General features: G+C 73.5%; 20 protein-coding genes. 12 read left to right on the top strand and 8 right to left on the bottom strand.

What is annotated here, in order from left to right:
- The first annotated feature begins 172 nt into the window (after positions 1 to 172).
- The 3 genes from AC1Q5D_RS06215 to AC1Q5D_RS06205 are packed head-to-tail and all read left to right on the top strand — an operon-like array spanning position 173 to position 4,468.
- Positions 173 to 1,495, top strand: coding sequence for an MFS transporter (locus tag AC1Q5D_RS06215; RefSeq protein ID WP_481737700.1), 1,323 nt, complete (start codon positions 173 to 175; stop codon positions 1,493 to 1,495).
- 16 nt (positions 1,496 to 1,511) lie between these two features.
- On the top strand, positions 1,512 to 2,846 hold the full coding sequence (locus tag AC1Q5D_RS06210) for a M20 family metallo-hydrolase (RefSeq protein WP_481737699.1): 1,335 nt from the start codon (positions 1,512 to 1,514) through the stop codon (positions 2,844 to 2,846).
- Positions 2,843 to 4,468, top strand: coding sequence for an amidase (locus AC1Q5D_RS06205; RefSeq protein ID WP_481737698.1), 1,626 nt, complete (start codon positions 2,843 to 2,845; stop codon positions 4,466 to 4,468). Before AC1Q5D_RS06210 ends, AC1Q5D_RS06205 begins: the two co-directional genes overlap by 4 nt.
- Positions 4,469 to 4,825: 357 nt before the next feature.
- Here AC1Q5D_RS06205 and AC1Q5D_RS06200 read toward each other — a convergent pair whose 3' ends face one another.
- Together AC1Q5D_RS06200 and AC1Q5D_RS06195 are read right to left on the bottom strand one after the other, a co-directional pair.
- Entirely contained in the window at positions 4,826 to 6,082 is a 1,257-nt protein-coding gene (locus AC1Q5D_RS06200) for a M20 metallopeptidase family protein (protein WP_481737697.1), read from the bottom strand.
- A 113-nt stretch (positions 6,083 to 6,195) separates the two neighbouring features.
- Positions 6,196 to 6,852 carry a GntR family transcriptional regulator gene (locus AC1Q5D_RS06195; RefSeq protein ID WP_481737696.1) on the bottom strand — a complete coding sequence of 219 codons (657 nt, stop codon included), beginning with the start codon at positions 6,850 to 6,852 and terminating at the stop codon, positions 6,196 to 6,198.
- Positions 6,853 to 7,030: 178 nt separating this feature from the next.
- Here AC1Q5D_RS06195 and AC1Q5D_RS06190 point away from each other — a divergent pair, with 178 nt between their 5' ends.
- The 6 genes from AC1Q5D_RS06190 (at position 7,031) to AC1Q5D_RS06165 (ending at position 12,371) form a co-directional block, all read left to right on the top strand.
- Complete coding sequence (locus AC1Q5D_RS06190) at positions 7,031 to 8,077, top strand: Rieske 2Fe-2S domain-containing protein (RefSeq protein WP_481737695.1); 1,047 nt, start codon at positions 7,031 to 7,033, stop codon at positions 8,075 to 8,077.
- Positions 8,078 to 8,092: 15 nt separating this feature from the next.
- Complete coding sequence (locus AC1Q5D_RS06185; protein WP_481737726.1) at positions 8,093 to 8,536, top strand: hypothetical protein; 444 nt, start codon at positions 8,093 to 8,095, stop codon at positions 8,534 to 8,536.
- Between the two features lie 90 nt (positions 8,537 to 8,626).
- Positions 8,627 to 9,583, top strand: a complete 957-nt coding sequence (locus tag AC1Q5D_RS06180) for an ABC transporter substrate-binding protein (RefSeq protein WP_481737694.1) — start codon at positions 8,627 to 8,629, stop codon at positions 9,581 to 9,583.
- Positions 9,584 to 9,593: 10 nt separating this feature from the next.
- A complete protein-coding gene (locus AC1Q5D_RS06175) occupies positions 9,594 to 10,547 on the top strand; it encodes an amino acid ABC transporter permease (RefSeq protein WP_481737693.1) in 954 nt (317 codons plus the stop codon).
- A complete protein-coding gene (locus tag AC1Q5D_RS06170; protein WP_481737692.1) occupies positions 10,544 to 11,335 on the top strand; it encodes an amino acid ABC transporter ATP-binding protein in 792 nt (263 codons plus the stop codon). Before AC1Q5D_RS06175 ends, AC1Q5D_RS06170 begins: the two co-directional genes overlap by 4 nt.
- A 25-nt stretch (positions 11,336 to 11,360) precedes the next feature.
- Positions 11,361 to 12,371, top strand: a complete 1,011-nt coding sequence (locus AC1Q5D_RS06165) for a PDR/VanB family oxidoreductase (protein WP_481737691.1) — start codon at positions 11,361 to 11,363, stop codon at positions 12,369 to 12,371.
- Between the two features lie 18 nt (positions 12,372 to 12,389).
- Here the strand turns inward: AC1Q5D_RS06165 and AC1Q5D_RS06160 are convergent, their stop codons facing one another.
- Together AC1Q5D_RS06160 and AC1Q5D_RS06155 are read right to left on the bottom strand one after the other, a co-directional pair.
- A complete protein-coding gene (locus AC1Q5D_RS06160; RefSeq protein ID WP_481737690.1) occupies positions 12,390 to 13,097 on the bottom strand; it encodes a cation diffusion facilitator family transporter in 708 nt (235 codons plus the stop codon).
- On the bottom strand, positions 13,094 to 13,453 hold the full coding sequence (locus AC1Q5D_RS06155; RefSeq protein ID WP_481737689.1) for an ArsR/SmtB family transcription factor: 360 nt from the start codon (positions 13,451 to 13,453) through the stop codon (positions 13,094 to 13,096). The genes AC1Q5D_RS06160 and AC1Q5D_RS06155 overlap by 4 nt, the downstream gene beginning before the upstream one ends.
- Positions 13,454 to 13,723: 270 nt before the next feature.
- Between AC1Q5D_RS06155 and AC1Q5D_RS06150 the strand changes: the two genes are divergently transcribed.
- Entirely contained in the window at positions 13,724 to 15,073 is a 1,350-nt protein-coding gene (locus AC1Q5D_RS06150; protein WP_481737725.1) for an MFS transporter, read from the top strand.
- A 62-nt stretch (positions 15,074 to 15,135) separates the two neighbouring features.
- Here the strand turns inward: AC1Q5D_RS06150 and AC1Q5D_RS06145 are convergent, their stop codons facing one another.
- Positions 15,136 to 16,023, bottom strand: a complete 888-nt coding sequence (locus AC1Q5D_RS06145; RefSeq protein ID WP_481737688.1) for a LysR family transcriptional regulator — start codon at positions 16,021 to 16,023, stop codon at positions 15,136 to 15,138.
- Between the two features lie 125 nt (positions 16,024 to 16,148).
- On the opposite strand from AC1Q5D_RS06145, the gene mmsB reads away from it, so the two are divergent.
- Both mmsB and AC1Q5D_RS06135 read left to right on the top strand, forming a co-directional pair.
- On the top strand, positions 16,149 to 17,066 hold the full coding sequence (mmsB, locus tag AC1Q5D_RS06140) for a 3-hydroxyisobutyrate dehydrogenase (RefSeq protein WP_481737687.1): 918 nt from the start codon (positions 16,149 to 16,151) through the stop codon (positions 17,064 to 17,066).
- A gap of 5 nt (positions 17,067 to 17,071) precedes the next feature.
- Positions 17,072 to 18,598, top strand: a complete 1,527-nt coding sequence (locus AC1Q5D_RS06135) for a CoA-acylating methylmalonate-semialdehyde dehydrogenase (RefSeq protein ID WP_481737686.1) — start codon at positions 17,072 to 17,074, stop codon at positions 18,596 to 18,598.
- 117 nt (positions 18,599 to 18,715) lie between these two features.
- Here the strand turns inward: AC1Q5D_RS06135 and AC1Q5D_RS06130 are convergent, their stop codons facing one another.
- The 3 genes from AC1Q5D_RS06130 to AC1Q5D_RS06120 form a co-directional block, all read right to left on the bottom strand.
- The gene (locus tag AC1Q5D_RS06130) at positions 18,716 to 19,831 is read right to left on the bottom strand and encodes an alcohol dehydrogenase catalytic domain-containing protein (protein WP_481737685.1); all 1,116 of its coding nucleotides are present in this window, start codon (positions 19,829 to 19,831) and stop codon (positions 18,716 to 18,718) included.
- Between the two features lie 118 nt (positions 19,832 to 19,949).
- Positions 19,950 to 20,243, bottom strand: a complete 294-nt coding sequence (locus AC1Q5D_RS06125) for a hypothetical protein (RefSeq protein ID WP_481737684.1) — start codon at positions 20,241 to 20,243, stop codon at positions 19,950 to 19,952.
- Positions 20,244 to 20,293: 50 nt separating this feature from the next.
- Positions 20,294 to 21,385 (bottom strand): thermonuclease family protein, encoded by a 1,092-nt coding sequence (locus AC1Q5D_RS06120; protein WP_481737683.1) that lies wholly within the window; start codon positions 21,383 to 21,385, stop codon positions 20,294 to 20,296.
- Between the last annotated feature and the right edge of the window lie 223 nt (positions 21,386 to 21,608).

Here is a 21,608-nt window from a genome sequence, read left to right as displayed (position 1 = left end):
CGCGCAGCCTCGTTCCCATCGTTTTTTCCGATGGGAACCAGTGGACATCTTCATTGGACTCGAGTGACTTGAGCCACAACCATGGAAGGAGCCCGGAGGCCCCGGCCCCGGACCACCCACCGCCCGCCCACCCGCAGCGGCCGCCCCGGCCGCGCGTGACCAGGGAGCACCCATGAGCCAGAGCACCGAGGCCACCGCGGCCTCCGTCGAGAGCCACCGCCACGCCAACGGCATGCAGAAACGCGTGCTGGCCGGCGGCAGCGTCGGCCAGTTCATCGAGTTCTACGACTTCACCCTCTACGGCCTCTCCGCCGTCGTCCTGTCCGAGCTGTTCTTCCCCGGCTCCAGCCCGCTGGCCGGCCTGCTCGCCACGTTCGCGACGTTCGGCGTCGCGTTCCTCGTCCGCCCGCTCGGCGGCCTGTTCTTCGGCGCCCTGGGCGACAAGATCGGCCGCCGCCGCGTCCTCTACATCACCCTGCTGTCCATCGGCACCGCCACCGCCCTGATCGGCGTCCTGCCGACCCACGCCGCCATCGGCGCGGCGGCCCCGGCCCTGCTGGTGCTGTGCCGCATGGTCCAGGGCTTCTCGGCCGGCGGCGAGTCCGTGGGCGCCCCCGCGTTCGTGTTCGAGCACGCGCCCCTGCACCGCCGCGGCTTCTGGCTCAACATCACGCTCGCCGCCACCGCGCTGCCCTCCGTCTTCGGCGGCACGCTGATCCTGGTCCTCTCGCAGTCCATGTCGGCGGAGGCCTTCGAGGCCTGGGGCTGGCGCCTGCCGTTCCTCCTGGCCCTGCCGCTGGCGTTCTTCGGCCTGTGGATCCGCAGCCGCACCGAGGAGTCCGAGGCGTTCAAGCAGGTCCTGGCCAAGGAGTCCGCCAAGGAATACAGCCCGATCTCGGAGGCCTTCCGCGAGAACAAGGTCCGGATGCTCCAGGTCATCTTCGTCATGGGCCTGACGGCCATGGGCTTCTACTTCCTCTCCGGCTACTTCGTCTCCTACGTGCAGACCACGGGCAACCTCGGCCGCGAGCAGTCGCTGCTGGCCAACGCCGCCGCCATGGCCCTCTACGCCCTGCTGCTGCCGATCGGCGGCATCCTCGGCGACCGGTTCGGCCGCAAGCCCATGCTCATCGCCGGGTCCCTGGCCATCGCCGTCCTGGCCGTCCCGTGCTTCACGCTCGTCACCAGCGGCTCGCTCGGGCTGGCGATCCTCGGGCAGCTGCTCTTCGTCGTCCCGCTCTGCGTGTACGGCGGCGGCTGCTACACGTTCTTCGTCGAGATCTTCACGACCCGCACCCGCTTCACCTCCGCGGCCGTCAGCTACAACGTCGCCTACGCGGTCTTCGGCGGGACGGCGCCGTTCATCGGGACGGCGCTGGTCGCGCAGACGTCGGTCCCGGCCGCGCCGGGGTACTACATGGCCGCGGCCGCCGCCGTCGTCCTCGCCCTGCTCACGCTCACCCGGGTCCCCGAGACCCGCCACGCCATCCACTAGCCCAAGGAGCCGCCCCATGGACGCCCAGGACTTCCTGACCGACTTCCACCACGTCGCCGCGATCGGCGCCACGCCCGCCCACGGGGTGGACCGCCAGGCCGCCACCGAGGAGGACCGGCGCACCCGCGACTGGTTCGCCGACTTCGCCCGCGGGCGCGGCTGGCAGGTGCGCGTGGACGGGATCGGGAACATGTTCGCGCTGCTCGAGTGGACGCCGGGCGCCCCGTACGTCCTGGCCGGGTCGCACCTGGACAGCCAGCCCCTCGGCGGCCGGTTCGACGGCGCCTACGGCGTCGTCGCCGCGCTGCACGCGGCGGCCCGGCTGGACGAGCGGGTCGCGGCGGAGCGGGCCGACGGCGGGGCCGCGCCGCGCCACAACCTCGCCGTCGTCAACTGGTTCAACGAGGAGGGCGGCCGCTTCGCCCCCTCGATCATGGGCAGCTCCGTGTTCGCCGGGCTCATGGACGAGGGGCAGATGCTCGCCGTCACCGACCTGGATGGCACGAGCGTCGCCGACGCCCTGGACGCCATCGGCTACCGGGGGACCGACCCGCGGCCCGAGGCCGCCGGGTACGCGGAGATCCACATCGAGCAGGGCCGCATCCTCGAGCGGGAGGGCTACCCCCTGGGGGCCGTCGACTTCAGCTGGTACACGCAGAAGCTGGACATCGAGGTGCTGGGGGAGCAGTCCCACACCGGCGCGACGGCGATGGCCGACCGGCACGACGCGCTCGTCGCCGCGTCCAAGGTCGTGCTGCTCGTGCACGAGGTGGTGCGGAAGTTCGAGGAGGAGGCGCTGGTCTCCTCCGTCGGCCGCCTGACGCTCGAGCCGAACTCGCCGATCGTCGTCGCCCGGCGAGTCCACCTCGTGGCCGACCTGCGCTCGGCGTCCCCGGAGACCGTCAAGGCGGCCCGCGCGTCGCTGCTGGAGGACATCGCCGCAGTGGCCCGCGAGCACGACATCCGGATCAACGTCCAGGACTTCGACGTCCGCGACAACCAGTACTACCCGGAGGCCGGGCTCGAGTTGACGGAGAAGATCGGGGCGAACCTGGGACTCGGGGTCCGGCGCCTGCGGACCATGGCCGGGCACGACTCGGTCGCCATGAACCGGATCGTCCCCACGGTCATGATGTTCATCCCCTCCATCGACGGGGTCTCGCACTGCGAGCGGGAGTTCACCACGGATGAGGACATGGTCGCGGGGGTGGACGCCCTGGCGGGCGTCGTGTGGGAGCTGGTGAACGGGGCGCTGGCGGACGACGACGGCGGCGCCGCGGCCACGGCCGGCCGGGCCGGCGGCGGCACCGCGGCCGGGAAGGCACCCCTCGCGACCCAGGCGCCGGCATGACCGCCACCGCCGGCAACGTCGCCGCGCCGGAACCCGCCGCCCCGACGGCCCGCGCCGGCGGCGACCGCGCGGCGGGCAAGCCCCGGACGGTTCCCGCCCCGACCGTGGCCGCCGGCTCGCCAGACGGCGACGCGGGGCTGGCCTACCTCGGGGCCGCGGAGGCGCTGGCGCGGTTCCGTTCCCTGGACCTCTCCCCGGTGGAGCTCGTCGGCGCCGTCGTCCGCCGGGCCGAGGCGGTCAACGGGGACCGGGAGACGGGGATCAACGCGTTCACCGAGACGCTGTTCGACGAGGCGCTGGCCGCCGCCCGCGCCGCCGCGGACCGCTACGCGCGGTGCGTCCGGACGGGGGAGGAGCCGCCGGCGCTGCTCGGGCTGCCGGTAGCGACGAAGGAAAAGCACGCGCTGGCCGGGCGCCGGATCGAACAGGGGCTGCACGCCCACCGCGGGCGGATCGCGGCGGCAGACCACCCCGTGGTCGAGCGGATCCTCGCCGCCGGCGGGATCGTCCACGCCCGCACCACGTCCCCGGAGTTCAGCTGCGCCACCGTGACGCACTCGCCGATGTGGGGCACCACCCGGAACCCGTGGAACCCCGCGGCGTCGCCGGGCGGGTCTTCGGGCGGGGCCGGTGCGGCACTGGCGGCCGGCATGGCGACCCTGGCCACCGCGAGCGACATCGCGGGCTCCACCCGCATCCCCGCCGGATTCACCGGGACGGTCGGGTACAAGGCGCCCTACGGCCGGATCCCCGGGCTGCCGCCGCTCTCCGGCGACTGGTACCGCGGCGACGGGCCGATGGGCCGCAGCGTCGCTGACGCCGCGCTGCTCGCGTCCGTGATGTCCGGGCGCCACGCCGCGGACCACACCTCGTGGGGCCCGACGGCGACGCCGCCGCTGGCCGGGCCGACCGTGCCGGGGGCCGGCCCCGCCCGGTCGGGGGAGCCCGGCGTCGGGCTGGCCGGCCTGAGGATCGGGTACTCGGTCACGCTCGGGGACTACCCGGTCGCCCCCGAGGTCGCCGCGAACACGATGGCCGTCGTGGCGGCGCTCGAGGACGCGGGCGCCGCCGTCGTCCCCGTGGAGCTGCCGTGGACGACGGAGCGGATCGCGGAGACGATCTTCGCGCACTTCGGGAACCTCCTGGGCCCTGCCATGCGGGCGGAGACCGCCGGCACCGAGGAGCACCTGGCCGCCTACACGCTGCGGTTCATGCGGGACGCCGAGGCGGCCGCCGCCCGGCATCCGTTGCCGGACTCGCTCGCCCTCGACGCCCGGCTGCAGGCCGAACTGGCCGAGGCCATGCGCGGGCTGGACGCCCTCATCTGCCCGACGTCGGCCGTGACCATGCTCGACGCCGACGGCGACTACCTGGACGGCATCGACGCCGACGGGCGCCACCTGGGCCACTACTGGGAGGCGCACCTGACCAGTCCGTTCAACGTCGCCAACCGGTGCCCGGTCCTGGCCGTTCCCAGCGGGACCGCCGGCAACGGGGTGCCCACCGGCGTGCAGGTCGTGGGGCACCCCTTCGACGAGGCCATGGTCTTCCGCATCGGGGCCGCCATGGAGGCCCTGCTGCCGCGGCCGGTCTGGCCGGCGTTGGCGCCGCCGTCGGCCTGAACCGCTGGGGCGGCGGACCGCGTCCCCGGAGGCGCGTCGAGGACCGGCCCGGGACGGGCATCACGTCGCCGCCGGCCGCTGTTCCGGCCCGACCCGGGACAGATCGTTCTCAGGTCATGCCGCGGCGCCCGGATCGTTCCTAGCTCGTGCCGCCGGCGCTCGAATCGTTCTTAGCTCATGCCGTGATTGACGAATCGATCGTAGATATTGCCGGGAATGGGGACATTTGCGGGCTCTATCTAAGAACGATTCGGCGATGGCGGCCGCAACCAAGAACGATTCGGCGCGCTGGGCGTGAACTACGAACAATCTGCCACGGCTGGCTGCCACCGCCCCCGCCGGACTCGAGCCGGCCGGCTACTCCGCGTCCCGCCAGGCCGGCCGGCCCAGCGCCAGCGCGGCGAGCACGGCGGCGGCGCGCGGCAGCACCGCCTCGTCGAAGTCCGCGCGCGGGGAGTGGTTCGTCTCCGTGGAGTCCCCGATCCGCGCCCCGAGCGTCAGGAACGCGCCCGGGACCTCGTTGAGCACGTGGGAGAAGTCCTCGGAGCCGGTCATCGGGAACTCGAGCTCCCGGAACGACTCGGGGCCGAGCAGGCCGGTGACCGTGTCGCGGGCGAAGCGGTGCTCGGCGTCGTCGTTGACCGTCACCGGGTAGTCCGGAGCCAGCGTGTACTCGGCGCGCAGCCCGTGCGCCGCCGCGATGCCCTCGACCAGCCGCGCGACGTCGGCGAGCAGCTTGCGCTTGTTCTCGGGCGAGAACAGCCGCAGGCTCACGTCGAACGTCGCCGTGTCCGGGATGATGTTCCCCGCCGTGCCCGACTCCAGGCGCCCGACCGTCGCGACCACCGGGTCGAAGACGTTGTACCCGCGCGTGACCAGCGTCTGCAGGGCGACGATCATCTCCGCGGCCACCGGGACCGGGTCCTGGGCCAGGTGCGGGACCGACCCGTGCCCGCCCGCTCCGTGCACGGTCACGAAAAACTCCTCGCACCCGGCCATCAGCGCGCCGGGACGGGAGTAGAACACGCCGGACTCGTACGTGGCCGAGAAGACGTGCAGGCCGTACGCGGCGTCGACGCGGCGCCCGGCCGCGTCCAGGACGCCGTCCTCCACCATGTAGCGCGCCCCGTGGTACGCCTCCTCGCCCGCCTGGAACATGAGGACGACGTCGGCGGCCAGCTCGGCCCGGCGCGCGTGCAGGAGCCGGGCCGCCCCGTAGAGTCCGGCGACATGCAGGTCGTGGCCGCAGGCGTGCATGTGTCCCGGGACCTCCGAGGCGAACTCCAGCCCGGTCTCCTCCACCACCGGCAGGGCGTCCATGTCACCGCGCAGGAGCACGACCGGGCGCTCGCCGTCGTGCGGGGCCCCGCCGCGGATGACCCCGATGACCGAGGACTGCCGCGTCCCCGTCGTGATCTCCACGCCCTCCAGGGCCTCCAGTCGGCGGACGATGGCCGCCTGCGTCACGGGCAGGTCGAGCCCGAGCTCCGGGTGGCGGTGCACCTCGCGGCGCAGCCCGACCAGCTCCGGGGCCAGCGCTTCGGCGTCGGCCAGCAGGCCGGCCGGGGCCGCGGGAACGGCGGAGGCGGGGGCGAGGGTGGACTGTTCTGACATGCGGGAGCTCCTTTGCTCTCGGCGGGACCGGGGTCCCGGGGCTCTTCGGGTGGCGCGGGGAAGGCGGGCCCGCCCGTGGGCGACCGCGCGGCCGGCGGCGCGGCCGGCACCGGCTACGTCGCCAGCGGCGCCCCGCGCTGGTCGTCGGGGTCGTGGCAGTCGCGCAGGACGGCCAGCGCCTTGTCGAGGTCCCCGGCCTCGAGGGCCGCGACGATGGCGAGGTGGTCCGAGGCGATGCGCTTGATGTGCTCCGGCCCGGGCCGGTACGTCAGGGTGATGCGGCGCTGGATCGGGTGGGCCCACACGCCGGCGAGGACCTCCAGCAGGTACGCGTTGGGGCACGGCTCCATGAGGGCGCGGTGGAAGCCCAACGAGATCTCGAAGACCTCGGCGCCGTCCTCCGGGCTGGCCAGCTCCGTCTCGGTGGCGAGCATCCGCAGCTGGTGCAGTTGGCGCGGGGTGTGGTGGCCGAACGCCTCCCGCAGGGCCAGTGACTCCAGGACGTAGCGCACCGCGAACACGTCGCTGACGTCGTCGCGCGAGAGGTCGTTGACGAAGTAGCCCTTGCTCGCCACGAGCCTGACCAGGCCGTCCGTGGTCAGCTGCGTCAGCGCGTCCCGCACGGGGGTGCGGGAGACCTCGAAGCGCACCGCCAGCTGCTCCTGCACCAGCGGCGTGCCCGGGGCGAGCTTGCCCGCGACGATGTCCTCGCTGATCCCCGCGTAGACGCGGGCCGCCAGCGGCAGCCCCGGACTCCCGTGTTCCTCCATGCCGTTCCCTTCCTCGTCCGGTCCTTGCCCGTCAGGCGAGGGTCCCTTCGCCCGCGCCGTCCGCCTCCATTGTGAAGCGGCCCGTTCAGGAGACCGAAACGCAGAGTGATTGACACCACATTATCCACTGTATACGGTGCATACAACTTCACCGAGGAAGTGCCGAACAAGGAGCGAAATGTACGTTCTCGATACCTGGTACGTGGTGGCCTGGTCGCACGAGGTCATGCGCCAACCCGTCCGCCGCGTCGTCTGCGAGCAGCCCATGGTCCTGTTCCGGACCCGCGCCGGCGCGCCGGTGGCGCTCGCGGACCGCTGCGCGCACCGCGCGTTCCCGCTCTCGGCCGGCCGCTGCATCGACGACTCCATCGAGTGCGGGTACCACGGGTTCACCTACGGGCCCGACGGCGCCTGCACCAAGGTCCCCGCGCAGACGACCATCCCGGAGCGGGCCCGCGTGCGCAGCTACCAGCTGCACGAGAAGGACGGATGGATCTGGGTCTGGACCGGCGACGCCGAGAAGGCCGACCCCTCCGACATCCCGGACACCCACTGGATGGTCGACCCGGAGTGGGCGACCGTCACCCATTCGGTCCACTTCAAGTGCCGCGCCGACCTGATCCACGACAACCTCCTGGACCTGACCCACGAGTCCTTCCTGCACAAGACGACCGTCGGCGACGACTACATCTACGAGCACGGGATCACGGTGGAGGTCGAGGGCAACACGGTCAGCGTCGACCGGCTCATGCCCTCCGTGGAGGCCCCGCCGCTGTACGCCGAGACGATGGGCATCAGCGGCAGCTACGACCGCTTCCACTGCACCGAGTTCTTCGTGCCGAACCTGCACGTGCTGCACTCGGGCATCACCGGGGAGGGCCGCCCCCGCGAGGAGGGCTACCTCATCAAGGTCCTCAACGGGATCACGCCCATCGATGCGCACAACTCCTGGTACTACTACGCGTTCTCCCGCAACTTCGCCGTCGAGAACACGGAGGCCACCGAGCAGCTCAAGGAGGGCCTCGCCCTGGTGCTCAAGGAGGACGCCGAGGCGCTGGAGGCCCAGGAGACCGGCATGCAGGAGCGCCCCGCCGGCGAGTTCGACGTGCTCATCGCCCAGGACGGCGGCGTCGCCAAGGCCCGCCGCGTCATGTCCGCCCTGCTCCGCCGCGAGGCGGCCGCCGCGGCGGCGGGCCGCCCCGAGCCGGCCGCGGCCGCGCGGTAGGGGCCCGCCATGTGGATGCTGGTGAGGGCCAACGCCCTCGGGCTGGCCGACCCCGCCCCGGACGGCAGCCGGGTCCTGGCCGCCTGCCCCGACACCGCCGAGCGCGGCGACCCGTGGCGCTGGAGCGTCACCCTCGAGCCGGGCGACGGCGGCCCCCGCGCCGTCGCCGCGACGGACGAGAGCTACGTCGTCCACCGCGAGGAGACCTACGCGGGCCACCACACCGGGACCGTGGAGCGCTCCTCCGGCGAGGTCCTCGTCGTCGCGGTCCTCGCCGGCGAGGCCCTCGTGGCCGCGGCCGACGGGCCCTGGGAGCGGTGGATCCGCCCCGGCGACGTCTTCGTCCTCGAGGGGGAGGACGACGAGACCCTGCGCGTCTCCCTGGCCGGCGGCGAGTCGAGCGCCAAGCTGTTCGTCCTCGCGCCCACGGCCCCGCGCGCCCTGCGCTGGGTGCCGTAACCGCACCACCCGCACGACCGCACCACCCGCACCACCGCCATGACCCACACCACCCGTTCAGTACGCCGTTCAACGACGAAAGGCCTCCCCATGTCGATCCTGAAGCGCACCGCCGCCCTGTCCCTCGCGGCGCTCACCCTGCTCGGCGCCTCCGCCTGCACCAACGCCTCCGCCGAAGCCGGCTCCGCCTCGGGCGCCGCGTCCGGCTCCGGCGGGTCCGCCCCGGCCACCGGTGGCGTCGCCGCGTCCGTCGCGGTCAACGAGGAGGCCCGGGCCCTGCTGCCGGAGGAGATCCGCGAGCGCGGCACGCTCGTCTTCGCCTCCGACCCGACCTACCCGCCGTTCGAGTACATGGCCGCCGACAACAAGACCCTCATCGGCTTCGACATCGACCTCACCGACGCGGTGGCCGCGTCCCTTGGCCTGGAGCCCGTCCACACGGCGGCGACGTTCGACACGATCCTGCCGGGGCTGACCTCGGGCAAGTACGACGTCGGCGTCTCCTCCTTCTCGATCACCCCGGAGCGCCAGAAGGCCGTCGACTTCGTGCCCTACATGGCCGGCGGCACCGGGCTCGGCGTCCCCACCGGGAACCCGGACGGCCTGGCCCTGACGGACCACAGCCTCTGCGGCAAGTCCATCGCGGCCCAGAAGGGCTCCATCCAGGCCCTGTCCCAGGGCCCGGAGTTCTCCAAGCGCTGCACGGCGGCGGGGGAGAAGCCCATCGACATCCAGACCTTCCCGGGCCAGTCGGACGCCAACCTGGCCCTGCTCTCCGGGCGCGTCGACGCGATCCTCTCCGACAGCACGTCCCTGGCCTACCAGGGCCAGCAGGCCGACGGGAAGTTCGAGGTCGCCGCCGGCGAGGACTACGAGCCCACCGGCGTCGGCATGGCCGTCGAGAAGGGTTCCGACCTCGGGCCCGCCCTGAGCGCCGCGATGGAGGACCTCGTCGGCACGGACGCCTACGACGAGCTCTACGCGCAGTGGGAGCTGCCCGAGAGCCTGCAGATCGATGCCGCCGGCTTCGCCAAGTACTCCAAGTAGGAGCGCGGGCATGTCCACCGAGACCGAAACCCCCCGGACCGCGGCCCAGGCCGCGGCCCGGGAGCCCGTCGACGAACTGCACGTCGTCAAGGCCCGCCATCCGTGGCAGTGGATCGCGGCGGGCCTCGTCCTGGGCCTGGCCGCGCTCGTGCTGAAGTCGGTGTTCACGAACCCCAACTTCGGCTGGGACGTCGTCGCGGCCTACATCCGGGACTTCTCGATCGTCAACGGCATGGTCGTGACGCTCCAGCTCACCGTGGTCAGCATGGTCATCGGCGTCGCGCTGGGCGTGCTGCTCGCCGTGATGCGCATCAGCCGCAACCCGGTCGTCGCCGGGGCCTCCGCCGCGTACGTGTACTTCTTCCGCGGCACCCCGGTGCTGGTGCAGCTGCTGTTCTGGTTCAACCTGGCGGCCCTGTACCCGGTGATCACGTTCGGGCTGCCGGGGGTCGCCCTGGACGCCAACCAGGTCATCAGCCCGATGACCGCCGCGATCCTCGGGCTGGGCCTGAACCAGGGCGCCTACATGTCGGAGATCGTCCGCGCCGGCATCATCTCGGTCGACTCCGGGCAGGCGGAGGCGGCGGAGGCGCTCGGCATGGGGAGGCTGAAGACGATGTGGCGGATCGTCCTGCCGCAGGCCATGAAGGTCATCATCCCGCCGACCGGCAACGAGACGATCGGGATGCTCAAGACCACGGCGCTGGTCTCCGTGATCTCCGTCCCGGACGTCCTGTACAGCTCGCAGATCATCTACGCGCGGAACTTCGAGACGATCCCGCTGCTCATCGTGGCCAGCCTCTGGTACCTGCTCGCCACGACGGTCCTGTCGATCGGGCAGTACTACCTGGAGCGCCGGTTCGCCCGCGGCAACAGCCGCCAGCTGCCGCCGACCCCCTGGCAGGCGCTCCGCGCCTCCTTCCGCACCCACGCCCCGCGCCCCGCCGCCAAGGAGACCCGATGAGCACCAGCGCCCCCGCGGCCCTCCGCACGCCCATGGTCGAGGCCCGGTCCATCCACAAGTCCTACGGCAACCTCGAGGTGCTGCGCGGCATCGACCTCACCGTCGAGCCGGGCGAGGTCGTGTGCCTCATCGGCCCGTCCGGCTCGGGCAAGAGCACGTTCCTGCGCTGCATCAACCACCTCGAGTCGGTCAACGGCGGCCGGATGCGCGTCGACGGGCGGATCATGGGCTACAACCAGCGCGGCAACGCGCTGTACGAGCAGCCGCACCGGGAGGTCTGCCGCCAGCGCACCGAGATCGGCATGGTCTTCCAGCACTTCAACCTGTTCCCGCACATGACCGTCCTGGAGAACCTCATCGAGGCGCCCCGGCAGGTCAAGCGGGAGGGCAAGGCCAGCGCCGTCGCCCGCGCCCGCCGCTACCTGGCGGCTGTCGGCCTCGCCGACAAGGAGCGCGCCTACCCGCGCCAGCTCTCCGGCGGGCAGCAGCAGCGCGTCGCGATCGCCCGGGCCCTGTGCATGGAGCCCAAGCTCATGCTCTTCGACGAGCCGACGTCCGCGCTCGACCCCGAGCTCGTGGGGGAGGTCCTGAAGGTCATGAAGGACCTCGCCGCCTCGGGCATGACCATGGTCGTCGTCACGCACGAGCTGGGCTTCGCGCGGGAGGTCGCCGACCGCGTCGTGTTCATGGCCGACGGCGTCGTCGTCGAGCAGGGCCCGCCCGCGCAGGTCATCGACGCGCCCGTGAACGAGCGGACCCGCCACTTCGTCTCCTCCGTCGGCCGCTGACCGGCACCCGTGTGAAAGGAACACCATGACGCTCACCGACGAGCACCGCGAGGCGGGCGCCGCGGGCCGGCTCGGCCCGCTGCGCGACGCGCTGGTCCGCTCCATCCGCTGGGAGGCCGACGGCGTCCTCTCCCTCGAGTTCGAGCCAACGGACGGCGAACCCTGGCCCGCGTGGGAACCGGGGGCCCACCTGGACGTCGAGCTCGGGCCCGGGCTCGTGCGCCAGTACTCCCTGTGCTCGCGGCCCGGGGAGCCGTGGCGGGTCGCCGTCCTGCGCGAGCCGAGGTCCCGGGGCGGGTCGGAGCACGTGCACACCCGGCTGCGGCCCGGCGCCACCGTGCGGCTGCGCGGCCCGCGCAACAACTTCGCGCTCGAGCCGGCCGACTCGTACCGGTTCCTGGCCGGCGGCATCGGGATCACGCCGATCCTCTCGATGGTGCGGGAGGCCGCGGCGCGGGGCGTCCCGTGGACCCTGGACTACCTCGGCCGCAGCCGGACGAGCATGGCGTTCCTGGCGGAGGTCGAGGCCCTCGGGCCGCGGGCGCGGGTGCACGCCGACGACGCGGACGGCCTGTTCGACCTCTCGACGCACCTGGCCCAGCCCGAGGCCGGGGGCCTGGCGTACGCGTGCGGGCCGGGCGGGCTGCTCTCCGCGCTGACCGGCGGCGCCGCCCGATGGCCCGACCCGTCCGCCCTGCGCCTCGAGCGGTTCGTCGCCGACCCGGCCGCCCCCGCGGCGCCGGGTGCGGGCGCCGACGCCGGCGCGGACGCGGCGTTCACGGTCGAGCTCAACGACGGGGCGCGCGTGGAGGTCGGCCCGGACCAGACGATCCTCCAGGCGCTCGAGGCGCGGGGCTACGCGCCGCTGAACTCCTGCCGGGAGGGCATCTGCGGCACGTGCGAGACCCCGGTCCTGGCCGGGGAGGTCGACCACCGCGACACGCTGCTCTCCGACGCGGAGAAGGAGGCCTCCGAGACGATGATGATCTGCGTGTCCCGGGCGCGCGGCACCTGCCCCCTGCGGCTGGACCTCTAGGCGCCGACGACGGCGGCGCTACCGGGCCTCCGGCGGGCAGCAGCCGTCCGCGCAACCGGGGCCGCCGCCGTCGTCAGCGAGCAGCGCCGCGGCCGGCGCGCAGCACGCGTCCCCGCGCCACGCCTCGAGGCCCTCCCGGACCGCGAACGCGGCGATGACGAGGGCGGCGACCGGGTCGGCCCACGTCCACCCGAGCGTGGCATTGAGCAGCAGGCCGGCCAGCAGGACGGCCGAGAGGTAGCTGCAGATCAGCGTCTGCTTCGAGTCCGCGACGGCGGAGGCCGAGCCGAGCTCGCGCCCGGTGCGCCGCTCGAACCAGGACAGCAGCGGCATGACCGCCAGGCTCACCGCGGCCAGGCCGATGCCGACGGGGGAGTGGTCCGGCTCCGCGGCGCCGAGCAGGGTGCGCACCGCGTCGACGGACACGAACAGCGCCAGCCCGAAGAACGAGAACGCGATCAGCCGCAGCGCCGCCCGCTCGCGGCGGTGCGGGTCCGGGGCCGCGAACTGCCAGGCGACGGCCGCGGCGGAGAGGACCTCGACGACGGAGTCGAGCCCGAAGCCGACCAGCGCGGCCGAGGAGGCGATGCTGCCCGCGGTGAGCGCGACGACGGCCTCGACCGCGTTGTAGGCGATGGTCCCGGCGACGACCCAGCGGATGCGGCGCTCGAGGACGGCGCGGCGGGCCGGCGTCGGGCGCGAGAAGACGGCGGGCGTCGAGGTCATGGGCACTGGCAGCCTTCCGTGCAGTGGCAGGCGGGGCCGAAGTCGGCGGCGAGGGCGAGCAGCTCCCCGAGGGCGGGGCCGAGCCTCTCGCCGGTCAGCCGGTACCACGTGTTGCGCCCCCGCCGCTCGGTCTCGACGAGACCGCAGCCGCGCAGGCACGCGAGCTGGTTGGACATCGCCTGCCGGGAGACGCCCAGCCGGTCGGCGAGCTCCGACGGCGTCGCGGGGGCCAGGCGCAGGGCGAGCAGGATGCGCGTGCGGGTCCGGTCGGAGAGCGCATGGCCGAGCCGGGCGAGCGCGGTGGCCGGCGCGGCGGGGGTCTGCCCGGGGGCCGGTGCGGCGGTGGCGGTGTCCATGCCCCCGACGATACACGTTTGCGTGTATCAATGCGATGGCCGTCGTGCGTCAACGCACGGCCCGCGCGCCGATTCGCACGGTCTTGGTGCGGCAACGGCGCACACATTCCGCCGGAACGGACGTAGGGTCGGCCCTGACGGTGACGCGAGTCACAGTCGATCACCCGTTCCCGAAGGGCGCCCGCGGACGGCGGCTCCCCAGCAGCAGGAGGACCAGTGGCAAGTGCGAGCGAGCGGACGACCGAGCGGCGGGGGCTGCGCCGGGTCGTCATGGCGTCGATGGCCGGCACAGTCGTCGAGTGGTACGAGTTCTTCCTCTACGCGACGGCGGCGACCCTGGTCTTCAACCAGATCTTCTTCCCGCCGACCGACAACGAGCTCGACAACATCATCAAGGCGTTCCTGACCTACGCCGTCGGCTTCATCGCGCGGCCCATCGGCGGCATCGTGTTCGGGCACTTCGGCGACCGGTTCGGCCGCAAGCACCTGCTCCAGGTGGCCATCATCCTGGTCGGCGTCTCCACGTTCCTCATGGGCTGCCTGCCCACCTTCGACGCGATCGGCTACGCCGCCCCGATCCTGCTCGTGGTGCTGCGGTTCCTGCAGGGCTTCGCGGTCGGCGGGGAGTGGGGCGGCGCCGTCCTGCTCGTCGCCGAGCACGCCCCGGACAAGCAGCGCGGCTTCTGGGCCAGCTGGCCGCAGGCCGCCGTCCCGATGGGCAACCTGCTGGCGACCATCGTGCTGCTCGTCCTGTCCTGGACGCTCACCCCGGAGGCGTTCCTGGCCTGGGGCTGGCGCGTCGGCTTCTGGCTCTCCGTCGTCATCGTCGCGGTCGGCTACTACATCCGCACCAAGATCAGCGACGCCCCGATCTTCCACGAGGCCAAGGGCGAGCTCGAGCAGAACAAGCAGGCCGGCTACGGCGTCGTCGAGGTCTTCAAGCGCTACCCGCGCGGCGTCTTCACCGCCATGGGCCTGCGCCTCGGCGAGAACGTCCTCTACTACATGGTCGTCACGTTCTCCATCACGTACCTGGCCACCCAGGTCGACAAGGACACCTCGACCATCCTGGGCCTGATGCTCCTGGCCCATGCCCTGCACTTCTGCATGGTCCCGCTGGTCGGGCTCGCGACCGACCTGGTGGGCCGCCGCCCCGTCTACGGCGCCGGCGTGGCCCTCATGGTCGTGTGGGGCTTCGTGGCCTTCCCGATGTTCGACACCGCGAACGACCTCGTGATCCTGCTGGCCATCATCGCCGGCCTGTTCGTGCACGGGCTCATGTACGCCGGGCAGCCGTCGATCATGGCCGAGATGTTCCCGACGCGGATGCGCTACTCCGGCGTCTCGCTCGGTTACCAGGTCACCTCGATCGTGGCCGGCTCGATGGCGCCGATCATCGCGACGGCGCTGCTGAGCGAGTTCGGCAGCTGGGTCCCGGTGGCCATCTACATCACCGTGGCCGCGGCCCTGACGATGGTCGCCGTCCTGGCCCTGCGCGAGACCCGCGGCTCGTCCCTGCGGGACCTGGACGAGCTGGACCGGCAGCGGTTCCTCGGGGGCCCGGCGCAGGCGGACGACGGCGGCGCCCCCGCGCGCCGCGACACCACCACCGGCGTCTGACCGGTCCCGCGCCGGACGAGGGGCGCCCTGGCGGCACCGCGCCGCCCGGGCGCCTCGGCGCGTCAGCGGGGGATGGACCGCCCGTAGTCGCACAGGGCCGCGTAGGCGGCCTGGACCGCGGGGTTGCGCAGCGCCTCCTCGCGGCCCACGGCCCAGTAGGACAGCGGGTGCGCGTACTCCCGCGGGAGCACGCGGCGCAGGCCCGGCTCCCGGGCCGCGACGAAGTCCGGCAGCAGGCCGATCCCCGCGCCGGCGAGCGTGGCGGAGACGTGCGCGAACACGTTCGTGGAGGCCACGCCCCGGCGCATCGGCGGCAGCGCCTCCGTGGCCCGGTCCAGGTCGTCGATGCTCAGCACGGTCTCGACGTAGTAGTTGAGCCGGTGCCCCGCGAGGGCCGCGATGGATTCGGGCGTGCCGCGCTCGGCGAGGTATTCGGTCGTGGCGTACAACCCCAGCGCGTAGTCCATCACGTGGGCCGCCGTCGCCCGGTGCACCTGCGGCCGGCCGACGACGAGCTCCAGGTCCAGCCCGGAGCGGGTCTGGCGCGCGCGCTGGGTGGCGCTGATGAGTTCGACGGCGAGGCTCGGGTGGTCGTCCTGGAGCCGGGCCATGGCCGGGGCCGCGACGTGCACCGCGAAGGCGTCCGGCGTGCCGAGCCGGACCGAGCCGGCGACGGCGCCGCCGTCGTCGTCCACCAGGCGCGACAGCGCCCCCTCCACCGTCTCCGCGGCCGACAGGGCGCGGCGCCCCAGCGCCGTGACCTCCCAGCCGGAGGGCGTGCGCGCGAGGACGCGCCCGCCCATCGACTTCTCCAGCGCCGCGATCCGGCGCGAGACGGTGGAGTGGTTGACGCCCAGGGCCTCGCCCGCCGCCGTGTAGCGGCCGAGCCGGGCCACCGCGAGGAACGTCATGAGGGCTTCGAGGTGGTGGTGCGCCGCGGGCTGGTCCATCCCCGCATTGTGCGTCCATGCACGGCATGGGTGCAAACTTCCCGCCGTCCCGTGCGTTGATGCCGCAGCCTCCGCCCCCTAGCGTGAGGGGCATCACAACGGAAAACGCGATCGAGGAGGATGCCATGGCCGTCTACGGATGGATCGGTCTGGGGAACATGGGCGGGCCGATGACGGCCAACCTGGTGGCCGCCGGACACACCGTGCAGGGGTTCGACCTGAACCAGGGGGCGCTCGAGGAGGCGGCGGCGCGCGGCGTCACGGCGGTCGGCAGCGTGGCCGAGGCCGTCGCCGGGGCCGACGTCGTCTTCACGATGCTCCCCAAGGGCGAGCACGTCCGCGCCGTCTACGACGGAACGGACGGGATCTGGGCCCGCGCCGACGAGCGCACCCTGCTGGTGGACAGCTCCACCGTGGACATCGAGACCTCCCGGTACTGCCACGGGCAGTCCGCGGCCCGGGGCTTCCGGTTCGTGGACGCGCCCGTCTCCGGCGGGATCTCCGGCGCCGAGGCCGCGACGCTCGCGTTCATGGTCGGCGGCGAGGACGCCCCCGTCGCGGAGGCGACGGCGTTCATCGAACCCATGGCCGGCAAGACCATCGCCGCCGGGGGCGCCACGGCGGGGATCGCCGCGAAGATCTGCAACAACATGATGCTGTTCATCGACCTCATGGCCGCCTCGGAGGGCTCGCAGCTGGCCGAGCACCTGGGCCTGGACCCGAAGGTCTTCTGGGAGATCGCCTCCGTGTCCTCGGGCCGGTCCTGGGCCCAGCAGACCTGGTACCCGGTGCCGGGCGTCATCGACACGGCCGCCGCCAACAAGAAGTTCGAGGCCACGTTCCGCGTGGACCTGGCCCGCAAGGACGTCGGGCTGGCCCTCGACGCGGGCGAGATGACCGGGGTCAAGCTCCCGGCCGCGACGCTCGCCCGCGAGCACTTCGACACCCTCATCGCCGAGGGGCTGGCCGACAAGGACTGCTCCCTCATCGTCAAGAACGTCTCCCCGGACGGCACCGTCCGCGGCTACAACAAGGAGGCCTGAGCGCCATGACCGCCACCAGCACCGAGAACGCCACCGCCCCGCTCGAGGGCCTGCCCACCATCGGCCACGTCATCGGCGGGGCCCCCGTCACGGCGGCCGCGCGCCACGCGCCCGTGTTCAACCCCGCCACCGGGGAGGCCACCGCGCGGCTCGCGCTGGCCGACGCGCAGACCGTGCGCGACGCCGTCGCCGTCGCCGCCGAGGCCCAGCGCGCGTGGCGCCGGACCGGGCTCGCCAAGCGCAGCCAGGTCCTGTTCAAGGTCCGCCAGCTCATCGACGAGCGCCGCGACGAGCTGGCAGCCCTCATCACGGCCGAGCACGGGAAGGTGCTCTCCGACGCCGGCGGGGAGATCGTCCGCGGCCTGGAGAACGTCGACTTCTGCACCGGGCTGATGCACCACCTCAAGGGCGAGTTCGCCGAGCAGGTCGCCACCGGCGTCGACGTCCACCAGACCCGCCAGCCGCTGGGCGTCGTCGCCTGCATCACCCCGTTCAACTTCCCGGCCATGGTCCCGCTGTGGATGATCACCACCGCGATCGCCGCCGGCAACGCGGTCATCCTCAAGCCGAGCGAGCGGGACCCCTCGGCGTCCGTGTGGATCGCCCAGGCGTTCCGCGATGCCGGCCTGCCGGACGGGATCCTCAACGTGGTCCACGGCGACAAGGAGGCGGTCGACGAGATCCTGGCCAACCCCGGGATCTCCGCCGTCTCGTTCGTCGGGTCCACGCCCATCGCCAAGCACGTCTACTCGACCGCGGCCGCGCACGGCAAGCGCGTGCAGGCGCTCGGCGGGGCGAAGAACCACATGGTGGTCATGCCGGACGCGGACCTGGACGCCGCCGCCGACGCCGCGATCTCCGCCGCGTACGGCTCGGCGGGGGAGCGGTGCATGGCGGTCTCCGTCGTCGTCGCCGTCGGCCCGATCGCGGACGGCCTGGTCGGCAAGATCCGCGACCGCGCCGTGAAGCTGGTCGTCGGCGACGGGACGGACCCCGCCTCCGACATGGGCCCGCTCATCACCGCCGCCGCGCGGGACCGGGTGGCCGGGTTCGTCGAGGGGGCGGCCGCCGAGGGCGGCACCGTGGTCCTGGACGGGCGCGAGCTGGAATTCGACGGCGGCGGCCACTTCATCGGCCCGTCGCTGGTCGACCACGTGCGGCCGGGCATGCGCGTCTACGACGAGGAGATCTTCGGGCCCGTGCTCGCCGTCGTCCGCGTCGACACCTACGGCGAGGCCGTGGACCTGATCAACTCGAACCGCTTCGCCAACGGCACCGCCGTGTTCACGCGCGACGGCAAGACGGCCCGCGAGTTCGAGTTCGACATCGAGGTCGGCATGGTCGGCGTCAACGTGCCCATCCCCGTGCCGATCGGCGCGTTCAGCTTCGGCGGTTGGAAGGACTCCCTGTTCGGGGACACGCACATGTACGGGCCGGAGTCGTTCAACTTCTACACCCGGCGCAAGGTGGTCACCAGCCGCTGGCCGGAGCCGAGCGAGTCCCAGATCAGCATGGGGTTCCCGACCCACTGACGGCCGGGAAACGACGGCGGGGCCCGCGGGGGCCCCGCCGTCGCCGCGCCCGGGACCCGCGCGCCGCCGTCGTCGGGCTGCGGACCCCGGAGCGGCGGCGGCCGCCGAGCGGCCGGGTCAGAACTCGATGACCTGCCGCACGGCGCGCCCGTCCGCGAGCTCGTCCATGGAGTCGTTGACGTCCTCGAGGCGGATGCGCCGGGTGACGAGCCGCTCGAGCGGCAGCTTGCCCCGCCGCCACAGCTCGGCGAAGCGGGGCACGTCGCGGGCCGGCACGGCCGAGCCGAGGTAGCTGCCGGTGATCGTGCGCGCCTCGGCCGTCAGGCCCAGCGGGGAGACCCGCGAGACCGCGTCCGGGGCGGGCAGCCCGACCGTCACGGTCGTCCCGCCGGGCGCGGTGAGCCGCACCGCCGTCTCGAACGCCAGGGGGTGCCCGGCGGCCTCGACGACGGCGGGCGCCTTGAGCCCGCGCTCCTCGGCCTCCGCCGGGGTCATGGCGTCGTCGGCGCCCAGCTCCCGGGCCAGGGCCAGCTTGTCCGGCTGCTGGTCGATCCCGACGACGCGGCCGTCCGTCACCGCACGGGCGACCATCAGCGCCGCCATGCCCACGCCGCCCAGCCCCACGACGGCGACGTCGTCGTGCCCGCCCGGTCGCGCGGCGTTCACGACCGCCCCGCCGCCTGTGAGCACCGCGCACCCCAGGACCGCGGCGATGTCCGCGGGGACGTCCTGGCCCACGGGCACGACGGACCGGCGGTCGACGACGGCGTGCGTGGCGAACGCCGAGACGCCGAGGTGGTGGTGCACGGGGGCGCCGCCGCCGTCCCGGATCCGGCGCCCGCCGCCGAGCAGCTCGCCGGCCGCGTTGGATGCGCTGCCGCGCTCGCACGGCAGGCGCCCGTCCGTGGCGCACGCCGCGCACTCGCCGCAGCGGGGCAGGAAGACCATGACCACGCGCTCGCCGATGGCGACGTCCGCCACGCCGTCGCCGAGCGCCTCGACGACGCCCGCGGCCTCGTGGCCGAGCAGCATCGGGACGGGCCTGACCCGGTTGCCGTCGACGACGGAGAGGTCGGAGTGGCACACGCCGGCGGCCTCGATCCGCACCAGCACCTCGCCGGGGCCGGGCGGGTCCAAGCGGAGGTCGCGGAGCTCGAGCGGGCGGGAGTCGGCGTAGGGGCGCGGGGCGCCGATGGCCGTCAGGACGGCGCCGCGGATCGTCGTGGGGGACATGGTTCCCACCCTAGGCGTTGTGGCGTGGCGCACACCGCCGGGCGCGCTGGGCGGCCGCGCTGGGCGACCGCGCTGGCGCTGTCCGGAGGGCGGCGGGCCGGCCCGGCCGTCCCGTCCCTCAGCGGCCGCGGACCAGTTCGCGGTCCACGAGCCAGTCGATGGACCGCGACGCGCGGAAGACCGCGACCACGATCGCGACGACCATGCCCAGCCACATCAGGATCGAGAGCAGGCCGACGATGATCGGGCCCTCGGCCTCCTGCAGGACGGGCCGCTGCGCCCACCACAGGCCGGCCCACACGCCGAGCCCGAGCTGCAGGAAGAAGAACAGCAGCGCGCACACCAGCGGCGGGAACGTCCGGTCCAGCCCCGCCGGACGGTGCGGCCGCCACGACTTCGTTTTCGCCCCCATGGCTACTGTCTACCAGATGTGTGAAACGGGCGGCGTCGGGCGCGGCGGCCCTATCCGCAGGGCTTCCACGTCTTGCCGCCCGGGGCGTAGCACCGGGGGCCCGTGTAGCCCGGGTAGGGGTTGGACGAGGTGCCGCCCAAGCCACCGCCGGAACTCGATTCCCGGCGCTGGGCCTCCCGCGCCGCCTCGCGCTCCGCCGCCTCCCGCGCGGCCTGCTCCTCGGCCCATTCGCGCTCCGCCCGCTCCTCGGCGGCGCGCTGTTCTGCCGCGCGCTGCTCGGCCGCGGCCTTTTCGGCGGCCTCGCGCTTCGCCTTCGCCTCCGCCTTGCGCTTGGCCTCCGCGGCCGCCTTCCGCCGCTGCTCGGCCTCGCGGGCGGCCTTCTCCTCGGCCTTGAGGGTCTTGTGCGCGGCCTTGAGTTCGGCCCGGCGATCCCCGGCGGTCGACTTCGCGTCCGAGAGCGAGGCCAGCCACGCGGTCCCGGCCGAGGCTAGGACCGCCTTCTCCACGGCCGACCCACCGCTCTTCAGCGCGCCCAATCCCTGCTGCGCCAGCCCGACGGCGGAGACCGCGGCGCCCGCCGTGCCTGCCATGGCGGCGGCCTGGGCCGCCGTGGCGGGCGCCTGCGCCGGAAGCGCCGCGGCCTGGGCGAGGGCGGGCTGGATGCCCGCGGGGATCGTGCACTCGACCTGCGGATCGAACAGCCCGGCCGGCCGCGCCGTGGCCTCGCTCTGGGCGGCGAGGACCTCGTCGTAGAACCTGCGGTTCGGCTCGTAGAGCACGGCGACGCCGAGACCGGCCGCGGCGATGTCCGCGTTGACCAGCGAGTCGTCCTTGTACACGCCGGCGAGGGTGCGTCCGTAGCGGTCGGTGCGCTCGACGTCGTACTCGAGCCCCACCCGGTCGCCCGGCCGGAGGAGCGACTCGAGGTGCTCGGTGGCCTCGGGCCCGAGGCACTCCACCGGCTGGCTCGGGTGCTTCGTCTCCGGCGTGTCGACGTTCAGCAGCCGGACTGTCTGCTCGTCGCCCGCGATCTCGGCCACGAACGTGTCGCCGTCGATCACCCGGACGACCGTGCCCTGCGAATCGTCGTTGGCGTTCACCGTCGCCGCGACCGCGCCGGTCGCCAGCGCAGCGACAGCCACCCCCGCCGCCAGAGTGATCCCGATCTTTGATCCGGCCGCGGATGCGGCCGCACTGGTCCCCCCGAACATGTTCCCCCCATGAAGTTTTTGGTGTTGTGGCACCGATTGTACGGGGGCGGCCCGACGCTTCGGGCCTCGTGCCGCCGCGACACCGCCCGGGCCCGGGGGCCGGTTCGCCGGGTGCCCCGCCGTGGCGGGCACGGCGCGACGCGCGCGCCCGCGT

It is taken from the genome of Arthrobacter paludis (assembly GCF_056782315.1).
The sequence above is the reverse complement of the archived record's forward strand: the minus strand, read 5'-3'. Positions and strand labels throughout refer to the sequence as shown.

Coding starts and splice junctions, on each gene's coding strand:
- AC1Q5D_RS06215 (WP_481737700.1), top strand. CDS start 173: ATGAGCCAGAGCACCGAGGCCACCGCGGCCTCCGTCGAGAGCCACCGC.
- AC1Q5D_RS06210 (WP_481737699.1), top strand. CDS start 1,512: ATGGACGCCCAGGACTTCCTGACCGACTTCCACCACGTCGCCGCGATC.
- AC1Q5D_RS06205 (WP_481737698.1), top strand. CDS start 2,843: ATGACCGCCACCGCCGGCAACGTCGCCGCGCCGGAACCCGCCGCCCCG.
- AC1Q5D_RS06200 (WP_481737697.1), bottom strand. CDS start 6,082: ATGTCAGAACAGTCCACCCTCGCCCCCGCCTCCGCCGTTCCCGCGGCC.
- AC1Q5D_RS06195 (WP_481737696.1), bottom strand. CDS start 6,852: ATGGAGGAACACGGGAGTCCGGGGCTGCCGCTGGCGGCCCGCGTCTAC.
- AC1Q5D_RS06190 (WP_481737695.1), top strand. CDS start 7,031: ATGTACGTTCTCGATACCTGGTACGTGGTGGCCTGGTCGCACGAGGTC.
- AC1Q5D_RS06185 (WP_481737726.1), top strand. CDS start 8,093: ATGCTGGTGAGGGCCAACGCCCTCGGGCTGGCCGACCCCGCCCCGGAC.
- AC1Q5D_RS06180 (WP_481737694.1), top strand. CDS start 8,627: ATGTCGATCCTGAAGCGCACCGCCGCCCTGTCCCTCGCGGCGCTCACC.
- AC1Q5D_RS06175 (WP_481737693.1), top strand. CDS start 9,594: ATGTCCACCGAGACCGAAACCCCCCGGACCGCGGCCCAGGCCGCGGCC.
- AC1Q5D_RS06170 (WP_481737692.1), top strand. CDS start 10,544: ATGAGCACCAGCGCCCCCGCGGCCCTCCGCACGCCCATGGTCGAGGCC.
- AC1Q5D_RS06165 (WP_481737691.1), top strand. CDS start 11,361: ATGACGCTCACCGACGAGCACCGCGAGGCGGGCGCCGCGGGCCGGCTC.
- AC1Q5D_RS06160 (WP_481737690.1), bottom strand. CDS start 13,097: ATGACCTCGACGCCCGCCGTCTTCTCGCGCCCGACGCCGGCCCGCCGC.
- AC1Q5D_RS06155 (WP_481737689.1), bottom strand. CDS start 13,453: ATGGACACCGCCACCGCCGCACCGGCCCCCGGGCAGACCCCCGCCGCG.
- AC1Q5D_RS06150 (WP_481737725.1), top strand. CDS start 13,724: ATGGCGTCGATGGCCGGCACAGTCGTCGAGTGGTACGAGTTCTTCCTC.
- AC1Q5D_RS06145 (WP_481737688.1), bottom strand. CDS start 16,023: ATGGACCAGCCCGCGGCGCACCACCACCTCGAAGCCCTCATGACGTTC.
- mmsB (WP_481737687.1), top strand. CDS start 16,149: ATGGCCGTCTACGGATGGATCGGTCTGGGGAACATGGGCGGGCCGATG.
- AC1Q5D_RS06135 (WP_481737686.1), top strand. CDS start 17,072: ATGACCGCCACCAGCACCGAGAACGCCACCGCCCCGCTCGAGGGCCTG.
- AC1Q5D_RS06130 (WP_481737685.1), bottom strand. CDS start 19,831: ATGTCCCCCACGACGATCCGCGGCGCCGTCCTGACGGCCATCGGCGCC.
- AC1Q5D_RS06125 (WP_481737684.1), bottom strand. CDS start 20,243: ATGGGGGCGAAAACGAAGTCGTGGCGGCCGCACCGTCCGGCGGGGCTG.